We start from the raw sequence: 19,137 nt of genomic DNA on the forward strand, positions 1-19,137 counted from the left end.
GCGGTTACTCCGCGGCTTCGGCCGGCACGATGCGGCGGGACTGCCGCGCCTGTGCGTCATAGGCCTTCTGCCAGTCCGACGGACCGTTCGAGGGCGAGACCTGCACCGCCGTCACCTTGTATTCCGGGCAGTTGGTGGCCCAGTCCGAATAGTCGGTCGTGATGACGTTGGCCTGCGTGTCCGGATGGTGGAAGGTGGTGTAGACGACGCCGGGCGCGACGCGGTCGGTGATCTCGGCGCGCAGCGTGGTCTCGCCGGCGCGGCTCTTCAGGCGGACCCAATCGCCATCGCGCACGCCGCGCTGCTCGGCATCGTGCGGATGGATCTCCAGCCGGTCCTCGGCATGCCAGACCACGTTGTCGGTGCGCCTTGTCTGCGCGCCGACATTGTACTGGCTGAGGATGCGGCCCGTGGTGAGCAGCAGGGGATAGCGCGGGCCCGTGCGTTCGTCCGTCGCGACATATTCGGTGACGACGAACTTGCCCTTGCCACGAACGAAGCCGTCGATATGCATCACCGGCGTGCCCTCGGGCGCTTTGTCGTTGCAGGGCCACTGCACCGAGCCGAGTTCGTCGAGCTTCGCATAGGAGACGCCGGCGAAGGTCGGCGTCAGCGCCGCGATCTCGTCCATGATCTCAGAGGGGTGGCTGTAGTTCATCTCGAAGCCCATGGCCCTGGCAAGGCCGATGGTGACCTCCCAGTCGGCCATGCCGTTCTTCGGCGTCATCACCTTGCGCACGCGCTGGATGCGGCGCTCGGCATTGGTGAAGGTACCGTCCTTCTCAAGGAAGCTCGAGCCGGGCAGGAAGACGTGAGCATAGTTCGCGGTCTCGTTCAGGAAGAGATCATGAACGATGACGCATTCCATCGCCGACAACGCCGCCACGACGTGGCTGGTGTTGGGATCGGACTGCAGGATGTCCTCGCCCTGCACGTAGATCCCCATGAAGGTGCCTTCGACCGCACCGTCGAACATGTTGGGGATGCGCAGGCCCGGCTCGGGGTTGAGCTTGACGTTCCACAGCGCCTCGAACTGGTCGCGCACGGCATCGCCGGAGATGTGGCGGTAGCCCGGCAGCTCGTGCGGGAACGAGCCATGTCGCAGGAGCCCTGCACGTTATTCTGGCCGCGCAGCGGATTCACACCGACGCCGGGCCGGCCGATATTGCCCGTGGCCATCGCGAGATTGGCGATCGCGATTACTGTGGTCGAGCCCTGGCTGTGCTCGGTGACGCCGAGGCCGTAATAGATTGCGCCGTTGCCGCCGGTGGCATAGATGCGGGCCGCTTCGCGCAGATCGTTCGGATTGACGCCGGTGAGGATGGCGGTGGCTTCCGGGCTGTTCTTGGGCTGAGCGACGAAGGCCGCCCATTCCTCGAACTCGCTCCAGTCGCAACGCTCGCGGACGAAGGCTTCGTTGACGAGACCTTCGGTGACGATGACATGCGCGATCGCGGTCATGACCGCGACGTTGGTGCCGGGCATCAGGGGCAGGTGTAGCGCCTTCACGTGCGGCGATTCCACCATCTCGGTGCGGCGCGGATCGATCACGATCAGCTTGGCGCCCTGGCGCAGCCGCTTCTTCAGGCGAGAGGCGAACACCGGGTGGGCCGAAGCGGGATTGGCGCCGATGACGACCACGACATCGGTGTCCTCCACCGAGTCGAAATCCTGCGTGCCGGCGGAGGTGCCGAAGGTGGTGGCGAGGCCATAGCCGGTCGGGGAGTGGCAGACGCGGGCGCAGGTGTCGACATTGTTGTTGCCGAAGCCGGCGCGGATCAGCTTCTGCACCAGATAGGTCTCCTCGTTGGTGCAGCGGGACGAGGTGATGCCGCCGATGGCGTCGCGGCCGTACTTCTTCTGGATGCCGCGCATCCTGGCGGCGGCAAACGAGAACGCTTCGTCCCAGGACACTTCCTTCCAGGGATCCTCGATCCGCTCTCGGATCATCGGCTTGAGAATGCGTTCCTTGTGGTTGGTGTAACCCCAGGCGAAACGGCCCTTGACGCAGGAATGGCCGCGATTGGCCTTGCCGTCCTTGTAGGGCACCATGCGCACCACTTCCTCGCCGCGCATTTCGGCCTTGAAGGCGCAGCCGACGCCGCAATAGGCGCAGGTGGTGACGACGGAGTGCTCGGGCTGGCCGATCTCGATCACCGACTTCTCCGTCAGCGTCGCGGTCGGGCAGGCCTGCACGCAGGCGCCGCAGGAGACGCATTCGGAGCCCAGAAAACTCTCGCTCATGCCGGGCGAAACGCGGCTGTCGAAGCCGCGGCCCGAGATCGTGAGCGCGAAGGTGCCTTGCACCTCCTCGCAGGCGCGGACGCAGCGCGAGCAGACGATGCACCTGGAGGGATCGTAGGTGAAGTACGGGTTGGACTCGTCCTTCGGCATCCAGTGGTCGTTGTCGCAGCCGTGGGATTTGGCGAAGACGTGGTTCTCGCCTTCATAGCCGTAGCGCACGTCGCGCAGGCCCACCGCGCCGGCCATGTCCTGCAATTCGCAATCGCCGTTGGCGCCGCAGGTGAGGCAGTCGAGCGGATGGTCGGAGATGTAGAGCTCCATCACACCCTTGCGCAGCTTCTTGAGCCGCTCGGTCTGGGTGTGGACGACGAGGCCGTTCATCACAGGCGTAGTGCAGGACGCCGGCGTGCCGGCGCGACCCTCGATCTCGACGAGGCAGAGACGGCAGGAGCCGAATGCGTCGACCATGTCAGTGGCGCAGAGTTTGGGAATCTGGTGGCCCGCGTCCATTGCGGCCCGCATGATCGAGGTGCCCTCGGGCACCGTGACCGTGTTGCCGTCGATGATCAGCGTCACCATCGTTTCCGATTTGGAGGCCGGCGTGCCGAAGTCGATTTCTTCGATCAGAGACATTGTCGTTCTCCTATTCCGCGGCCTGAAGCGTGGTCGGCGCCGGGAGGAAATCCTCCCGGAAGTGCTTCAATGCGCTCAGCACGGGGTAGGGCGTGAAGCCGCCGAGCGCACAGAGCGAGCCGAATTTCATGGTGTTGCAGAGGTCTTCGACGAGCGCGAGGTTTTCATGGACGCGCTCGCCGTTGATGATCTTCTCGATGGTCTCGACGCCGCGGGTCGAGCCGATCCGGCACGGCGTGCACTTGCCGCAGGATTCGACGGCGCAGAACTCCATCGCGAAGCGTGCCTGCTTGCGCATGTCGACGCTGTCGTCGAACACGACGATGCCGCCATGGCCGATCAGGCCATCGCGCGCCGCGAAGGCCTCGTAGTCGAACGGCGTGTCGAACAGGGCGCGGGGGAAATAGGCGCCGAGCGGCCCGCCGACCTGCACGGCGCGGACCGGGCGGCCGGTGAACGTGCCGCCGCCGATGTCGTCGACGAGTTCGCCCAACGTCACGCCGAACGCGGTCTCGAACAGGCCGCCGTAGCGGATGTTGCCGGCGAGCTGGATCGGCATCGTGCCGCGGGAGCGGCCCATGCCGAAATCGGCATAGGCCTTGGCGCCTTCGGCGAGAATGAAGGGAACGGCCGCGAACGACAGCACGTTGTTGATGACGGTCGGCTTGCCGAACAGGCCGTGATGGGCGGGCAGCGGCGGCTTGGCGCGCACGATGCCGCGGCGGCCTTCGAGGCTCTCCAGCAGCGAGGTCTCCTCGCCGCAGACATAGGCGCCGGCTCCGACGCGGACCTCGAGATCGAAGACCTGCTTCGAGCCACCGATATTCGCGCCGAGATAACCGCCACGCCTGGCCGCTGCGATCGCGGCGTTCATCGCCCCGACCGCGTGCGGATATTCGCTGCGGATGTAGATGTAGCCTTTGGTCGCGCCGACGGTGAGGCCGGCGATCGTCATGCCCTCGATCACCAGGAAGGGATCGCCCTCCATGATCATGCGATCGGCGAAGGTGCCGCTGTCGCCCTCGTCGGCGTTGCAGACGATGAACTTGCGGTCGGCCTTGGCTTGCGTGACCGTCTTCCACTTGATGCCGGTCGGGAAGCCCGCGCCGCCGCGGCCGCGCAGGCCCGATGCCGCGACTTCGCTGAGGATCGCATCCGAGCCGAGCGACAGGGCGCGCTCCAGGCCCTTGTAGCCGCCATGGGCGCGGTAGTCGTCGAGCGAGCGCGGATCGATCACGCCGCAGCGGGCGAAGGTGAGGCGTGTCTGGCGCTTCAGCCAGGGGATCTCGTCGGTGGCGCCCAGCCGCAACAGATGCGGCGTGTTGCTGGCGAGCGCATCGAGCAGCGAGGGCACGTCCGCCTCGGTGACGGGCCCGAAGGCGATCCGGCCCTGCGGCGTTGCGACCTCGACCAGCGGCTCCAGCCAGTATAGGCCGCGCGAGCCGGTCCTGACGATCTCAACGGATACGCCGCGCTTGGCAGCAGCCTGCTCCAGCGCCAGCGCGACCTCGTCGGCGCCGACGGCCACCGCACCTGCATCGCGTGGAACGAATACACGCATGCTCATCGCTGCGCCTCCGCAACCAGCGCATCGAGGCGCTTCTGATCGAGCCGGCCAATCAGGCGGCCGTCGAGCATCGCGGACGGCGCGGTCGCGCACAGGCCGAGGCAGTAAATCGGCTCCAGCGTGACGCGATCGTCGGCCGTGGTGTTGCCGAGCGTGACGCCGAGCTTGGCCTCGGCGCGCGCCGCCAGCGCGTCACCGCCCGCAGCCTGACAGGCTTCCGCGCGGCAGAGCTTCAGCACGTGGCGGCCGGCCGGCTTGTGCCTGAAGTCATGATAGAACGTGAAGACGCCGTGCACTTCGGCGCGGGACAGATTGAGCGCCTGCGCCACCATGGGAATGGCGGCCTCTGGCACGTAGCCGAACGCCTCCTGAAGCGCATGCAGGATGACGAGCGTTGCGCCTTCCTGCTGCGCGTGTTCGGCGATGATTTCGGCACCGCGCGCTTCGTCCCAACGCTCGTAACGAGACTCGTAGGTGGCTGTCATTCTTCGTTCTCAACTTGAGCGTTCCTTGCCTCAAACTATTTGGAATCATTCGAAGATCAATAAAGCTGTCCCGTGCTGCGATTGCGAATTCATATTGATCTGCAAGTCCGATGAGACGATTTGAGAATGCAATAATGAGGCTTTGGCCCGGTGTTTTCAGGTGTTGGCCGGAGGCGGGCGTGCTAGCGTGCACGCCACGATGGAGCGCGAGGGGACCACCGGTTGATCGACAAGCTTGAATTATTGCTGGCGCTGGCGAAGGAGCGGCATTTCGGACGCGCGGCGGAGGCCTGCGGCGTGACGCAGCCGACGATGTCGACCGGGCTCAAGCAGCTCGAGGAGATCCTCGGCGTGATGCTGGTCCAGCGCGGCTCCCGCTTCCAGGGTTTTACGCCGGAAGGCGAGCGTGCGCTCGACTGGGCGCGGCGGATCGTGGGCGATGCCCGCGCGATGCGCGACGAGATCAACGGGCTGAAGCATCAGCTCTCCGGCGAGATCCGCATCGCGGCGATCCCGACCGTGCTCGGCATGGTCGCCGCGCTGACGACGCCGTTTCGCGCCCGGCATCCCGATGTGCGTTTCAGCATCCGCTCGACAACCTCATCAGAGGTGCTCGGGCTGCTCGAAAATCTCGAGGTCGATGCGGGGCTGACCTATATCGAGAACGAGCCGATCGGCAAGGTGCGCACCATCCCGCTCTACAACGAGAGCTACCGCCTGCTGACTGCCCCAGACGGAATGTTCGGCGATCGGGAGACGGTGACCTGGACCGAGGTCGGGCAGGTGCCGCTGTGCCTGCTCACGCCCGACATGCAGAACCGCCGCATCATCGATCGCGCGCTGCGCTCGGTCGGCGCGGAGGCGACACCGACGCTGACCTCGAACTCGCTGCTAGTGCTGTTCACGCACGTCAAGACCGGGCGCTGGGCGAGCGTGATGCCGGCCAAGCTCGCCGAAACGCTCGGCCTGTCCGATACGGTGCGCTCGATCCCGATCGTCGATCCCGAGGTCAATTACAGCATCGGCCTCGTGATCCCGCAGCGCGATCCCATGACGCCGCTGATCGCGGCGCTGGTCAATGTCGCGCGCGAAGTGGCGCCGACGCTGCAGCTGTAGGCTAGAGCGGCAAGGCCTGAGCAAGCGCCTCGTCCTTCGAGACGCGCTCCGTTGGAGCGCTCCTCAGGATGAGGCTCCGTCATATCCGTGTTCGCTGAAGCAGTTGCTGCTTACTCGGTCCTCATCCTGAGGAGCCCGCGCAGCGGGCGTCTCGAAGGATGGCCGCAGGTGAGCTTCGTCCTACGCCGCCGCCGGTATCCCGGCCGCCGCCTTTACCGCGTCGCGCGGCAGCGTCACGCGCACCACCGTGCCGACTTCGAGCTTGGAGCGCAGCCGCATTGAGCCGCCGTGGAGCTGTGCCAGCGAGCGGGCGATGGCGAGGCCGAGGCCCGAGCCGTGATAGGTCTTGGTGAGCTGGCTCTCGACCTGCTCGAACGGGCGGCCGAGCCGCGCCAGCGAATGTGGCGCGATGCCGATGCCGGTGTCGGCGATCATCAGCACGATCTTGTCCTCGAGCTGCCGGCTGCGCACCACGACGCGGCCGCCGTCGGGCGTGAACTTCACCGCGTTGGAGAGCAGGTTGACGATGATCTGCTTGGTGGCGCGGCGGTCGGCGACGACGGCGATGGATTTGGCGATGTCGGCATCCAGCGTCAAATGCTTGTCCTGCGCCCGTCCGGTAACGACCCGCAAGGATTCCGCCAGCGTCCGGGACAGATCCAGCTCTTCCAGGTCAAGCTTCATGCGGCCGGCCTCGATCTTGGACATGTCGAGGATGTCGTTGATGACCTCAAGCAGGTAATGGCCGCTGGTCAGGATGTCCTGGCAGTATTCCTGGTACTTCTCGCTGCCGAGCTCGCCGAACATGCCCGAGCCCATGATCTCGGAGAAGCCGATGATGGCGTTGAGCGGCGTGCGCAGCTCGTGGCTCATATTGGCGAGGAATTTCGACTTGGTCTGGTTGGCTTCCTCGGCGCGGGTCTTCTCGCGCTGGTACTTTTCGGCGAGGTCGGCGAGCTCGACCGCCTGGCGCTCCAGCGCGGCCTGCGAGCGCTTGAGGTCGATCACGGTGGCGCGCAGGCGCAGATCGTTGTCGACCAGCTTCTGCTCGTGCTCCTTGATGCGCGTGATGTCGGTGCCGACCGAGACGTAGCCGCCGTCCTTGGTGCGCCGCTCGCTGATGTGCAGCCAGCTGCCGTCGTCGAGCTGTGCCTCGAAGGTGCGCGCGCCGGGGCCTTGGGCCGCGGTCTCGTTGTGGCGCGTGCGCACCTCGGGCATGCGGCCGACCTCGAGCACGGTCTCGTAGGAGGTGCCGGGGATCACGGCGGTGTCCGGCAGCTTGTGCAGGCGCTGGAAGTGCGAGTTGCAGAGGACGAGGCGGTCGCTCGCGTCCCACAGCACGAAGGCTTCCGGAATGGTCTCGATCGCGTCGCGCAGGCGAAGATCGGCTTCCACCGTCTTCTCGGCGAGGCTCTTCTGCTCTGTGATGTCGACCGCGATGCCGATCAGGTGCACGCTGGAATCAGTGGCACCGCGCGTCTTCTCGCAGCGGACGCGCAGCCAGATCCAGTGGCCGTCGACATGCTGCATGCGGAAGGTCTGGTCGATGTGGTCGATCTTCTCGGAGATGAGCTGGTCGGCGATCTCGAACAGGTCGATGTCGTCGGACTTCACCAGCGCGTTGACCTCGCCGAAGGTGAGGAGCTCGTTGCGGCCGTCGAGGCCGAGCATCGAGAACATCGACTGCGACCAGAAGATCCGGCCGCGGGACAGGTCCCAGTCCCACAGGCCGCAGCGGCCGCGGTTGAGCGCGGTGTCGATGCGGCCGCGCACGGCGTCCTTGATGAGGTCGCCTTCGCGGGCGCGGGTCGACTGCCAGTGGAAGGCGAAGCCCAGGATCAGGACGACGAAGCCTGTCGTCGCCGACAAGGTCACCGAGAGCGCGGCGTCCGAGCCCCAGATCGGCTCGTTGCGCTCCTGGATCACGGTGATGAAACCGGGCAGCGACTTGATCTGGCGCGAGGTCGCCATTGCGGCGTTGCCGTTCGGCAGTGTCATGTCGGAGACGTTGGCGTCGCGCGGCGGCGCCGCGACCAGTTGCGCCGTCGTGATCGCATCGAGCAGGCGGTCGTTGCCGATGGGGTCGTTGTCGATCGGGACGCGGGCGAGGATCCGGCGGTCGATGCCGGCCGAGGTGACGATGACGTGGCGGCCCGAGGCGGTGCCCCAGGACGGGATGAGATCGGGCAGCAGCGTCGGCAGGCTCTCGATGGTCTTGAGCCGCTCCTGTCGCACGGAGGTGAGGCGGTCGATCCGTTCGGCGAGCAGGTCGGCGAGCGCCGAGATGTCGTGCCGGATCACCATGCGCTTCTGACGCGTCTGGTCGACGACCTGCACGAACGCGCCGAGGCAGATCGTGATCAGGAACGCGATGATGAGCGTCGGCACCGCGCGGCGCAGCGCCGGCTCCGCGATCAGTAGCCGGTGATAGGCAGGTTTCGCGATCGATTGCGCCAATCCTTTGATCGAATCGGATTGGACGCACGCGTTCGCGGCGTCTGCACGCGACATGCCTTCGGCCCCCTGAAAACGAGTTTCGAAAGCAGCCCCACGTCGCTTTCGAATCACATCGATTTGAATCCAGTTTTCGCGGGCTGTCGAGAGTCAACGAATCGTTAACGCGAAATTATTCTTATCCAATGCGCAGTTTGTGCTGCGCGCGTCCGCAAACTCACGGGCGTGAGGAGTCCGAAACGAGAACGTGACTCCAGGACGCGCCCGGTCACGCACGCGGCGGCTCGGCGTGGCTGATGACGCGCTTCACGCTCGGGAACGCGCGGCGCAACGCGCGTTCGATCGCGTCGACTTGCTCGTGCACCTTGATCACGCTCATCGACGGCGCGGCGCGGCAATGGAAATTGACGATCTCGCCGGCGTCGGTGTTGCGGACGCGCACATTATGGATGTCGTGGATCTCGCCCTCGCCGGCAAATTCGGCGAGCGCAGCGGCGATGATCTGCACGCGTTCCGCCGGAGCGTCGATGCCGAACGGCAGTTCCGGTTCCAGCGGCTCGATATGGACGTCGACCTCGACGTCCTCGAACTCCTCCTTGATGTTGCGCTCCAGCGTGTTGGCGACGTCGTGGGCCGAATCGAGCCGCATCTCGCCGTCGACCTCGAGGTCGATGCTGACGATCAGCTTGGCACCGAGATCGTGCACCGTGACGTGGTGGATGGCGAGGCCGGAATTGCGCGCGATCACCATGATGCGGTCGCGCACGGTCTCGTTGTTGCGCGCAACGGGAACGGCCGTGAAGGTGAGGTCGGCGTCGCCAAATGTCTTGCTGACGGCAAGCTCGGCCGCATGCTTGATCTCCTCGACGCGGTCGATCGGATAGGTCCGCGGCACCTTCGCAATGGTGTCGATGAACGTGGTCGCCCCGACCATGCGCACGCGCAGCCGCTCGACGTCGATCACCCCGGGCACACAGCGGATCGCGGCCGTGGCCTTCTCATGGGCGCCCTCCGGCGCGCGGTCGACCAGGGTCTGCACGGTCGAGCCGGCCATGCGCAGGCCGAGCGCCGCGATCATCACGGCGACGGCGGCGGCGGCGGCCGCGTCGCCCCACCAGAAGCCGAGCCCGGCGAGGATCAGGCCGACGATCACGGCGCAGGAGCCCATGACGTCGGAAGCGAAATGCAGCGCATCGGCCGCCAGCGCCTGGCTCCGCGTCGCGCGCGCGGCGCGATGCAGCGCGCGGGCGCGCCAAAGGTTCACCGCGATGTCGATCACCAGCACCACGAAGGGCACGGCCGATATCGTCGGCGGCGGGCTTCCCTCGCTGAGCCGGCTATAGGCCTCGACCAGGATGCCGCCGGCGAGCACGTAGAGCAGGGCGGTGACCCCCAGCGCGGAAACGCTCTCGAGCTTGCCGTGGCCGTAATGGTGCTCCTCGTCGGCCGGCTTGTCGGACACGCGCACCACCGCCCAGGTGATGATGGTCGCAACCAGGTCGATCGCGGAATGCAGGGCCTCGGAGATCAGCGCCAGCGAGCCGATCGCGATCCCGACCACGAACTTGGCCGCCGCCATGCCGCCGCTGGCGAAGATCGAGATCGCGGCGACCGAGGTCTTGTTGTGCTGGGAGGTCATGGCGGGGATTTAGCAGGGCGTGGCTGAACATCAAGCGACGATCCACAGCTGTAGTCGCAAGTGAGTTGCAGGAGCGAAGCTATTGCGAATGCTTCTGAATTGAATGCTGCCGCTGGCACGTCTCGTAGGGTGGGCAAAGGCGCGTAGCGCCGTGTCCACCAGCAGGTGTCTCCTGATCCGCCGCCTATGGTGGGCACGCTTCGCTTTGCCCACCCTACAAGATCGGGGGTATCTGGACGCGGAGCGCCGCCTACGGCACCGTCACCACGATCTTCCCCAGATGTTTGTTCGCCTCCATGTGCTCGAACGCCTGGTCGATCTGGTCGAACGGATAAACCTTGTCGATCGGCAGTTGCAATTTGCGCGATTCCACCGCGCCCCAGACGTCCTTGCGGACCTCCTCGAAGATCTCGCGGACCTCCTCGATGGTGCGGGTACGGAAGGTGACGCCGACATAGTCGATGCGGCGCGCGGCGTGCAGGTCGAAGTTGAAGTCGGCATGGGTGCCGCCGAGCCGGCCGACATTGACGATGCGGCCCTTCACCTTGGTCGCGGCGAGGTTCTGGCTCGCGACCTTGCCTGAGACCTGGTCGACGATGAGATCCACGCCTTCGCCGTTCGTTGCCTTCAGGACGTCGTCGACCCATTTCGGATCGGAGCTGTCGACGGCGAGATCGGCGCCGTATTCTTTCAGCCGGCCGCGGCGAGTGGCGTCGGTCGACGAGCCGATCACGAGCTTTGCGCCCTTGAGCCTCGCGATCTGCATCGCCATCAGGCCGACGCCGGAACTGGCGCCCTGGATCAGCACGCTTTGTCCCGGCTGCACGCCGCCGACGGTGACGACAGCATTGTGCATGGTCGCGAGCGCGACGGGCAGGGTGGCGGCCTCCTCGAAATTCATGTTCGAGGGCGCGTGGAACAGCCGGCCGTGATCAGCCAGCGTGTACTCGGCGAAGGCGGCGCCGCCCGAGCCCATGATGCGGTCGCCGACCTTCACACCCTTTGCATCAGGCCCGAGCGCGGCGACCTCCCCGGCCCATTCCATGCCGAGCACGGCGCCGATGCCGCCGGCTGCGCCATGTGCGTGGCCTTTGCGCATGCCGGTGTCGGCGCGGTTCAGGCCACAGGCGCGCACGCGGACCAGCACCTGCGTGCCCTCAGGTTTTGGTTGAGGAACGTCGGAAATACGAGCGCCGTCAGGGCCGTAGACGTAAGCCTTCATGAATTGCTCTCGCTTCTTGCAGTGACTATTCCGCGGCTTCGCGCTGCGGCTGAACGATCATGCCCTCCAGCCGGCTGCGAATGATCGCCTCCGCCTCGCGCACGATGCGGGAGACCAGCTCGGCACAGCTCGGGATGTCCTGGATCAGGCCCTGCACCTGGCCGGCCGACCAGATCCCCTCGTCGGAATTGCCGGTGGCGTAGACCATCTTGCCGCGGGCACCGGCGACGAGCTCGCGGATGTCCTCGAACTTGGCGCCCTCCTTCTCCATGGCGACGACCTTGGTCGAGATCGCGTTCCTGGCAACGCGCGAGGTGTTGCGCATGGTGCGGAAGATCAGCTCGGTCTCGCGCTCGTCATTGGCGACGATCTTCTCCTTGATGAGCTGGTGAATCGGGCTCTCCTTCGTGGCCATGAAGCGCGTGCCCATGTTGATGCCGTCCGCGCCCAGTGCCAGCGCGGCAACGAGGCCGCGCGCATCGGCGAACCCGCCGGAGGCGATCATCGGGATCTTGATCTTGTTGGCGGCGGCCGGGATCAGGATCAGGCCGGGCGTGTCGTCCTCGCCGGGATGGCCTGCGCATTCGAAGCCGTCGATCGAGATGGCGTCGACGCCCATCCGTTCGGCCGAGAGCGCGTGGCGCACGCTGGTGCATTTGTGCACGACCTTGACGCCGTGCTTCCTGAACTCGTCGACATGTTCCTGCGGCTTGTTGCCGGCGGTCTCGACCACCTTGATGCCGCTTTCGATGATGGCGGCGCGGTATTCGGCATAAGGCGGCGGCTTGATCGCGGGCAGGATGGTGAGGTTGACGCCGAACGGCTTGTCGGTGAGGTCGCGGCAGCGCGCGATCTCCTTGGAGAGATCCTCCGGCGTCGGCTGGGTGAGGGCCGTGATGAAGCCGAGCGCCCCGGCGTTGGCGACCGCTGCGACCAGCTCGGCGCGTCCGACCCATTGCATGCCGCCCTGGACGATCGGGTGCTCGACGCCGACGAGCTTGGTGAACCGTGTCTGCAGCATGATCTGTTTCCCCCGCGCTTGTACGGCGCTGTGTTGTCGGTTGATGGCGGCAGGATGCCGCCCGGGTGGGGAAATGTCTATTGCGGGGGTGTGCTGTGAAGACAGGGCCTCATGCGGGAGGCAACATGATTCCGCGGGGCGGATAATCCGCGTGCGCTATCACCTCATAAGGAAGTTCTTTCCTCGCCCTCGTCGTCATGCCCCGGCTTGACCGGGGCATCCAGTACGCCGCGGCGTCTCGGCTCCAGCCTCGCAGTCTCTGGAATACTGGATTGCCCGCTTTCGCGGGCAATGACACCGAATGTGGAGCGAAGAGCTACTCCGCCGACAGCCGCACCATCTGGCGGCCGCCGTTCATTTCCTTGAGGCGGTTGACGAAGTTTTCCGGGCGCTGCCACCGGTTGGGGACCTCTAGGCCCATGAACTCGGCGATGTCGCCGATGAAGCCGGTGCAGTTGATCGTCTCGGCGTTCCACACCGGCGTGTTCGCCTGCAGTTTCTTGATGTAGGCGAACACGCGCTTGGCGTCGGCCTCGTTCAGATAGACCCGATAGCTCGCGGTCAGATATTCCGGATCGAGATCGCCGTAGCTCGCGCCGGTCTCGGCGGGCACGAAGGTGATGTGGCCGAGCACGTAAGCCAGCGTGTCGCCCGCTGGCGTGAGACCCGCGACCTCGACCGCCTTCTCGCTGGTCTTGCCGTACCAGACGAAGGCGTGGCCCCAGCTCGCGGCCGTCCGCGCGCGGAAGTCGACGTAGTAGGGACCTTTCTCCGCACGCGCCAGCGGGCGCCGCGTTGCTTGCGGCGCCGGCCGTGATGCGGTGTCAGCAGTGGCAAGCGCGTTCGCGTCGGCAACGCGCTTGTTCGCCTCGTGAGCCGAGGCCGAGGGCATCGTGCACGCGATCATGGCCGCGAGCGCGAAGCCCGCGAGGATGCAGGATCCCGATCGATCAGGCTTGTACGTCACGCTGTGCCCCCTCTGGTCTCGGCCGCTTACGCTGCTTCGTGCTGCGCGTCAGTAGCGCGCTGCGACCGGGCCGGGCGCCTTGCCGATGGGAGCCTTTCCAACCGGGCTCTTGCCAATCGGCATCTTGCCGATCGGCGCCTGCTCGGCCGGATAGGCCGGCACGGGCTGGCGGCGCGGAATATCTGCAGCGTTCGCAGCCGTCACGAGAGCAAGCGTGGCACCCAGAGCAATTACAATCTTCTTCACAGTGATACCCCTAGAAGGTTTGGTCAAAACACGACCATGCCGTGCCCCCAGACACGCCTCACAGAAGGGCGGCCGAATGCGTCCAAGTTGCGGCACGCGCGGGACATGTTGGCGGCATATGTCTGACACGCGGAGATGTGATGTATCCCGATGTTTCGGCCGCGCGAGCGCATGCAGCTTTGTAGCCCGCCTGAGCACAGCGATACGGGTTCCCTACGGAAGCATGGGTCCCGGATGTCACTTCGCTCATCCGGAATACAACACAGCCTGCTCTTACCGGATCGGTCTATCGCTTTCCGAGGAAGTTCGAGCGCAGCTTGTCTGCGAACCAGACCACGAAAATCGCAACGAACGAGAGAGCGAAGTACAGGACCGTCCACAAGAGTGCATTGCCGGCATTCGACATGGCGTCCTCCCTGGCATCAGAAATTGATGTCTTGCGGGAAGGATAGTCTTGGCCGCGACGGCGCGATTTGCGCTGGATCAATTTTGCTGCGCTGCGGAGCAAAGAGCCGACGAGCCTCCATTCCGGAGGGCACGACTCGGCGCCCCCCCTCGGAAATGATGGAGAGCACCAGGGCGTGCACTCATAAATGACGATGTCGGCTACTGATGGCCGAGCGGAAATGGTCTGATCGGTTAGAGCATTACCGCTTGTGACCCCGAAGCGGACGTGGTGATCCCGCGTTCTCTTCGAGGACGCGGTTTGCGCAATCATCTGAGTGGCCAAGGACTCGGCTCGCAAGCATTGTTCACAATCATCGCTCGACTGCAAATATGCGCCACTCGCCGGGAACACCCTTCAGCGATCGGGCGCCGCGGTCGCCGAACCGTAACGCTGATCCAGCCACCAGTTCTTTGACGGTACTCGATACCAGGACCTCACTCGCGCCTGCAAGAGCTGCAACACGTGCGCCGATGTGGACGGCGATACCGCCGACATCGTCGTCGCTCACTTCGCATTCGCCCGTATGCAGTCCCGCGCGGATTTCTATGCCTAGCGATTGAACCTCGTCGGCAATTGCGCAAGCGCAGCGTACCCCGCGTGCCGGTCCATCGAAGGTGGCCAGAATGCCGTCGCCAGTAGTCTTGACTTCATGACCGCGGAAACGATCGAGGTTGCGCCTGATCGTTGCGTGATGAGCGTCAAACAGATCGTGCCAACGGCGGTCGCCGAGTGCAGCCGCCTTCTCGGTCGAGCCAACGATGTCTGTAAAGAGAACCGTAGCAAGCACCCGATCAACCATGACCGGCGTGCGCACGCCGGTTAAAAATTCCTCGATTGTGTCCGCGATTAGATCGGCGTTGTCGCCGAAAAACGGAGGGTGGTCGATGCCAGGAAGCTCGACGTAACGAGCCGCGGGGATGTGCTCCGCCAGATAACGTCCGCCCTCCACGTTGATTGCTCTGTCTCCGGTGCGGTGAACGACAAGCGTGGGCACCCGGATCGTTGGCAGGATACCACTAATATCGATTTGACTATTCATACGCATGAGTTCGGTCGCCGCAGCCGGGCTCGCCCCAAGGCGCTCGAATCGGCCCATCCATTGTTGAGCGGTGGGATCGTTAGCAAGCGAGGGAAAAAAGACGGCTATGCTGGCGCCAGAACCCCAACACTGATCAATATAACCGAGGAACTCTATCAGATCCTTCTCTGTCGGTAGCCAAGACGAAAATTGAGCAAAGCCGCCGTAGAGTATCAGTGCACGGGCCCGTGCCGGATAAGTCGCGGCGAACAGGGCCGCCAAGGATGCGCCTTCCGATGCTCCAAGGAGCGCCGCCTGTTCCATCTCTGCAGCGTCCATAACTGCCCGGAGGTCGTCCATACGCTGGTCAAGGCCTGGCAGCTCCGGCACACAATCGGACATGCCTGTCCCACGCTTGTCAAACATTGCCACCCGAGCAAAGGACCCCAGCCGCAACAGCCACCGAGCGACTGCCGGATGATCCCAGTAGACCTCAATGTTCGACACGAAATAGGGAGCGAGAACCAGATTAATCGGCCCGTTGCCAAATACCTGGTAAGCGATATGGACGTCGCCGCTCTTCGCATAGCGAGTGACCGGCTGCATGGATGATCTCCCCGGCCTCGGTCGTCGCAGTCCGCCTGGAGTGTAGCAGCAAGACGGGTACCGGCAAAGGTTGAATGTCTCCGGTTGGCCCGTTTAAAACGTGGACGCACGGTCACGATGTCTGTTTGTAGAGGGAGTGCGGAAATCGGCGCCGCCCGGCTAAACCGACGCGAATGACCCGTTGCGGACTTGGAGGAGGACCGCTGATTGGCTCAATCGAGTGCTGGCGTGCTTAGCGGCGGAAGCTGTATATTTCCGCGAGGCATTGCTGACGGACCAAGCCAAAACATGAATTTTGAACGTGACATAGCAAAGATAAGTGGAATATCCGCCGTTCCGACCATTCTCGATGTGGTTAGTCGGACCACGGGCATGGGCTTTACCGCGGTGGCTCGGGTTACAGAAGACAGGTGGATTACCTGCGCATCGCGAGACGAGCTCGCGTTCGGTCTGAAGCCCGGTGATGAGCTAAAGATAGAGACGACTATTTGCCACGAAATTCGACAGAACCGCGAGGCTGTAATCATCGACAATGTCAGTGAGGATGCGGACTATTGCTCGCACCACACTCCCGCCCAGTACGGCTTTCGAAGCTATATCTCAGTACCCATCATTCTTCCGGACGGTACTTTTTTTGGGACGCTCTGTGCTATCGACCCGAAGCCACGAAAGCTTCGCACGCCGGAAATCGTGGGGATGTTCAAGTTGTTTGCGGAGCTTATCGCTACCCATCTCGATTCGGCCGCCAGGGTCGAGGCGAGTGAAGGCAAGTTGGCTTTTGAGAAAAGAAACTCAGAATTGCGGGAGCAATTTATCGCTGTTCTTGGTCATGACCTAAGAAACCCTCTCGCGTCCATCCAAGGCGGCCTTCGCCTGCTCAACAAGAAGGTCGATGCAGAAGGACAGGGGTGGATTGTTCATCTCAACAGCAGCGTGGCCCGAATGGCCGGGCTAATCGACAATGTTATGGATTTCGCACGAGCTAGACTCGGCGCAGGAGTGCAGCTCAACCTCAAGGAGGAAAATCTAGAACCGATTATCAGGCAGGTCATATCTGAATTTGAGAATGTCCATCCTGGACGGACTATCGTTTCCACCCTAGAAGTCCCCGGGACGGTCAAAGTGGATGCTGGGCGCATCGCTCAGATGGTGTCAAATCTATTGGGGAATGCAATTTCCTACGGGGCAAACGATCAGCCGATAACCGTTGCGGCAAAGCGCACTGACGCAGGGTTTGAAATTAGCATCACGAACTGTGGCAACCCAATTCCAGCTGAAGCGATGCAGCACCTGTTTACCGCGTTTCATCGTGGCGACGTCCTTCCTAATCAAAAAGGTCTAGGCCTTGGGTTGTATATCTCGCAGGAGATAGCTCGGGCACATGGAGGTGCCATCGTTGCCAAATCATCTCCCCGCGAAACAACCTTTACAGCAACGTTCGCGTAGTCAATGCAGTAACCAGCAGGTGTGACGGCGGCGCTAGAACGAGTCGCCTTCAAAGCTGACTGCGTGGGCACGTGGTCCGCTTCTGGCCCTTCTGCGGCCCTCGACGACGTCCGCTTTTGTGCCGCTGTTGAATGATGAGCGGACATCAGGCGCGACCAAGATCAAGCGTCTCACTTATGAGCACACGCCTCACAGCCGAAACTCGTTGGTGAGCTCGCCGATGCCGTCGATTGCCACCGTCACCGTGTTGACCGGCTCCTTCATCACGCCGACGCCGACCGAGGTGCCGACGGCGATGAGGTCGCCGGGAAGCAGGGTCATGTCGTGCGAGATTTTGCTGACCAGCTCCTGCGCGCTGAAGATCATGTCCGAGATCGGATAGTTCTGCCGCTCCGCGCCATTGAGGATGGTGCGGACCGTGAGCTGGGCCGGATCGAGGCCGGTCGCGATGACGGGGCCGAACGGGCCGTAATCGTCGATGCCCTTCGCGCGCGCCCATTGCGGGAAGGTGGAGTCGCGGGTCAAGATGTCGTTGGCGGTGATGTCGTTGACGCAGGTATAGCCGAAGATGAAGCTGTCGGCCTCGGCGGGAGAGACACGCGCGCAGGTCTTGCCGATGACGATGCCGAGCTCGCCTTCATAAGTGGTCTTGCCGTCGTAATAAGAGGGACGGCGGATCACGGCGCCGGGCGCCGTGATGCTGGTGGTGGCCTTGAGCAGATAGAGCGGCTCCGGCGGCTCGGGCTGGTTCAGCTTGGCGGCGAGCGCGTGAAAATTGTTCCAGAGCGCGACGATCTTGCTGGGCACGCAGGGCGCCAGCAGCTCGATTTCCGACAATGCCAGCGTCTTGCCCGTGGATGCGTTGCGGCCGAGCAATTCGCCCTCGTGCACGCTGACGCCTGACGAGGTTAGTGTGCCAAAACCGGTGCTACCGGCGTGGCGGAAGCGCAGCCACTTCTTCATCTCGCCCGCCATCATGCCACCGCCAATGCGCGCGGATCTGCCGGCGCCGACACGCCGTCATAGAGGCCGGCGATGCGGGCGCGCTGGGTCACCATCGCCAGCACCGAGTCGAGCGCGGGCGTGGCGATGCCGGTCAGCCGGCCCATCTCCTGCACCACGGTGACGAGCGGGTCGATCTCCATCGGGCGGCCGCGCTCGAGATCCTGGAGCATCGAGGTCTTGTGCGCGCCGACCTTGCGGGCGCCTTCGATGCGGCGCTCGACGTCGACGCGGAATTTGACGCCGAACGTCTCGGCGATGGCCTGCGTCTCCACCATGATGGCGCGCGACAGCGCCCGCGTTGCGGGATCGGTGCAGATCACGTCGAGCGTTGCGTGGGTCAGGGCGCTGATCGGGTTGAAGCAGACATTGCCCCAAAGCTTGAGCCAGATCTCGTCGCGGATGCGGTCGAGCACCGGGGCTTTCAGCCCGGCTGCGACGAAGAGCTCGGCGAGCCGCTGCACGTCCGGTGTGATCTCGCCGGAGGGCTCGCCGAGCGGGAAATTGTTGCCGTAGACGTGGCGGATCACGCCGGGCGCCTCGATCTCGGTGGCGGGATAGACGATGCAGCCTATGGCGCGCCCGGCCCCGATCTCGCGCCACTGCCGGCCGCCTGGATCGATGCTCTCCAGCGTCGAATTCTCGTATTGGCCGCCATGCTTGTAGAAATACCAATAGGGGATGCCGTTGACGGCGGTGACGATGCGGGTGTTAGGCCCGAGCAGCGGCTGTATCTTCTCGATCACGCCGGTGATCGAATGCGCCTTCAGCGTGACGATGACGTAGTCCTGCACGCCGAGCTCGGTGGGATCGTCGGTGCAGCGCGGATGCACGGTGTGCTTCTCCTCGCCCGCGAGCAGCGTCAGGCCGCGCTCGCGCATCGCGGCAAGGTGCGCGCCGCGTGCGACCAGGCTGACATCGGCGCCCGCGCGGGCGAGCTGAACCCCGAGATATCCGCCGATCGCGCCGGCGCCGTAGATGCAGATCTTCATGAAATCCTCGCGAGCAGAGACCGGATTTTGG

Annotated in this window: 13 protein-coding genes and 1 pseudogene; 2 read left to right on the forward strand and 12 right to left on the reverse strand. The window is 64.3% G+C overall.

From position 1 onward, the window contains the following. Window positions 1-4: 4 nt before the first annotated feature. The 3 genes and pseudogenes from fdhF to BCCGELA001_RS14140 form a co-directional block, all read right to left on the reverse strand. A pseudogene (gene fdhF, locus BCCGELA001_RS14130) lies at window positions 5-2,877 on the reverse strand (formate dehydrogenase subunit alpha). A gap of 10 nt (window positions 2,878-2,887) precedes the next feature. Next, entirely contained in the window at window positions 2,888-4,444 is a 1,557-nt protein-coding gene (locus tag BCCGELA001_RS14135) for a formate dehydrogenase beta subunit (RefSeq protein WP_060735583.1), read from the reverse strand. Then, a complete protein-coding gene (locus BCCGELA001_RS14140; protein ID WP_008553845.1) occupies window positions 4,441-4,929 on the reverse strand; it encodes a formate dehydrogenase subunit gamma in 489 nt (162 codons plus the stop codon). Before BCCGELA001_RS14140 ends, BCCGELA001_RS14135 begins: the two co-directional genes overlap by 4 nt. A gap of 222 nt (window positions 4,930-5,151) precedes the next feature. Between BCCGELA001_RS14140 and BCCGELA001_RS14145 the strand changes: the two genes are divergently transcribed. Beyond that, window positions 5,152-6,045: a LysR family transcriptional regulator gene (locus BCCGELA001_RS14145; RefSeq protein ID WP_060735584.1), complete on the forward strand. Its 894-nt coding sequence runs from the start codon at window positions 5,152-5,154 to the stop codon at window positions 6,043-6,045. A 180-nt stretch (window positions 6,046-6,225) separates the two neighbouring features. Here BCCGELA001_RS14145 and BCCGELA001_RS14150 read toward each other — a convergent pair whose 3' ends face one another. The 7 genes from BCCGELA001_RS14150 to BCCGELA001_RS14180 all read right to left on the reverse strand — a co-directional run bounded on the left by BCCGELA001_RS14150 (window position 6,226) and on the right by BCCGELA001_RS14180 (window position 15,666). Then, the gene (locus BCCGELA001_RS14150) at window positions 6,226-8,556 is read right to left on the reverse strand and encodes a PAS domain-containing sensor histidine kinase (RefSeq protein WP_008553860.1); all 2,331 of its coding nucleotides are present in this window, start codon (window positions 8,554-8,556) and stop codon (window positions 6,226-6,228) included. Between the two features lie 211 nt (window positions 8,557-8,767). After that, window positions 8,768-10,138 (reverse strand): cation-efflux pump, encoded by a 1,371-nt coding sequence (locus BCCGELA001_RS14155; protein ID WP_060735585.1) that lies wholly within the window; start codon window positions 10,136-10,138, stop codon window positions 8,768-8,770. Between the two features lie 250 nt (window positions 10,139-10,388). Beyond that, complete coding sequence (locus BCCGELA001_RS14160; RefSeq protein ID WP_060735586.1) at window positions 10,389-11,360, reverse strand: quinone oxidoreductase family protein; 972 nt, start codon at window positions 11,358-11,360, stop codon at window positions 10,389-10,391. A 25-nt stretch (window positions 11,361-11,385) separates the two neighbouring features. Further along, window positions 11,386-12,381, reverse strand: coding sequence for an NAD(P)H-dependent flavin oxidoreductase (locus BCCGELA001_RS14165; protein WP_008553869.1), 996 nt, complete (start codon window positions 12,379-12,381; stop codon window positions 11,386-11,388). Window positions 12,382-12,697: 316 nt separating this feature from the next. Next, the gene (locus BCCGELA001_RS14170) at window positions 12,698-13,348 is read right to left on the reverse strand and encodes a hypothetical protein (protein WP_060735587.1); all 651 of its coding nucleotides are present in this window, start codon (window positions 13,346-13,348) and stop codon (window positions 12,698-12,700) included. 48 nt (window positions 13,349-13,396) lie between these two features. Continuing rightward, window positions 13,397-13,594: a hypothetical protein gene (locus BCCGELA001_RS14175; RefSeq protein ID WP_008553873.1), complete on the reverse strand. Its 198-nt coding sequence runs from the start codon at window positions 13,592-13,594 to the stop codon at window positions 13,397-13,399. Between the two features lie 758 nt (window positions 13,595-14,352). After that, a complete protein-coding gene (locus BCCGELA001_RS14180; RefSeq protein WP_008553877.1) occupies window positions 14,353-15,666 on the reverse strand; it encodes an adenylate/guanylate cyclase domain-containing protein in 1,314 nt (437 codons plus the stop codon). Window positions 15,667-15,954: 288 nt separating this feature from the next. Between BCCGELA001_RS14180 and BCCGELA001_RS14185 the strand changes: the two genes are divergently transcribed. Continuing rightward, window positions 15,955-17,112 carry a GAF domain-containing sensor histidine kinase gene (locus BCCGELA001_RS14185; protein WP_008553880.1) on the forward strand — a complete coding sequence of 386 codons (1,158 nt, stop codon included), beginning with the start codon at window positions 15,955-15,957 and terminating at the stop codon, window positions 17,110-17,112. A gap of 189 nt (window positions 17,113-17,301) precedes the next feature. Here the strand turns inward: BCCGELA001_RS14185 and BCCGELA001_RS14190 are convergent, their stop codons facing one another. After that, window positions 17,302-18,090 carry a fumarylacetoacetate hydrolase family protein gene (locus tag BCCGELA001_RS14190; protein ID WP_144441298.1) on the reverse strand — a complete coding sequence of 263 codons (789 nt, stop codon included), beginning with the start codon at window positions 18,088-18,090 and terminating at the stop codon, window positions 17,302-17,304. Next, window positions 18,087-19,106 carry a 2-dehydropantoate 2-reductase gene (locus BCCGELA001_RS14195; RefSeq protein WP_008553883.1) on the reverse strand — a complete coding sequence of 340 codons (1,020 nt, stop codon included), beginning with the start codon at window positions 19,104-19,106 and terminating at the stop codon, window positions 18,087-18,089. The genes BCCGELA001_RS14190 and BCCGELA001_RS14195 overlap by 4 nt, the downstream gene beginning before the upstream one ends. Window positions 19,107-19,137: the final 31 nt, after the last annotated feature.

Source organism: Bradyrhizobium sp. CCGE-LA001 (assembly GCF_000296215.2).
Taxonomy (GTDB): domain Bacteria; phylum Pseudomonadota; class Alphaproteobacteria; order Rhizobiales; family Xanthobacteraceae; genus Bradyrhizobium.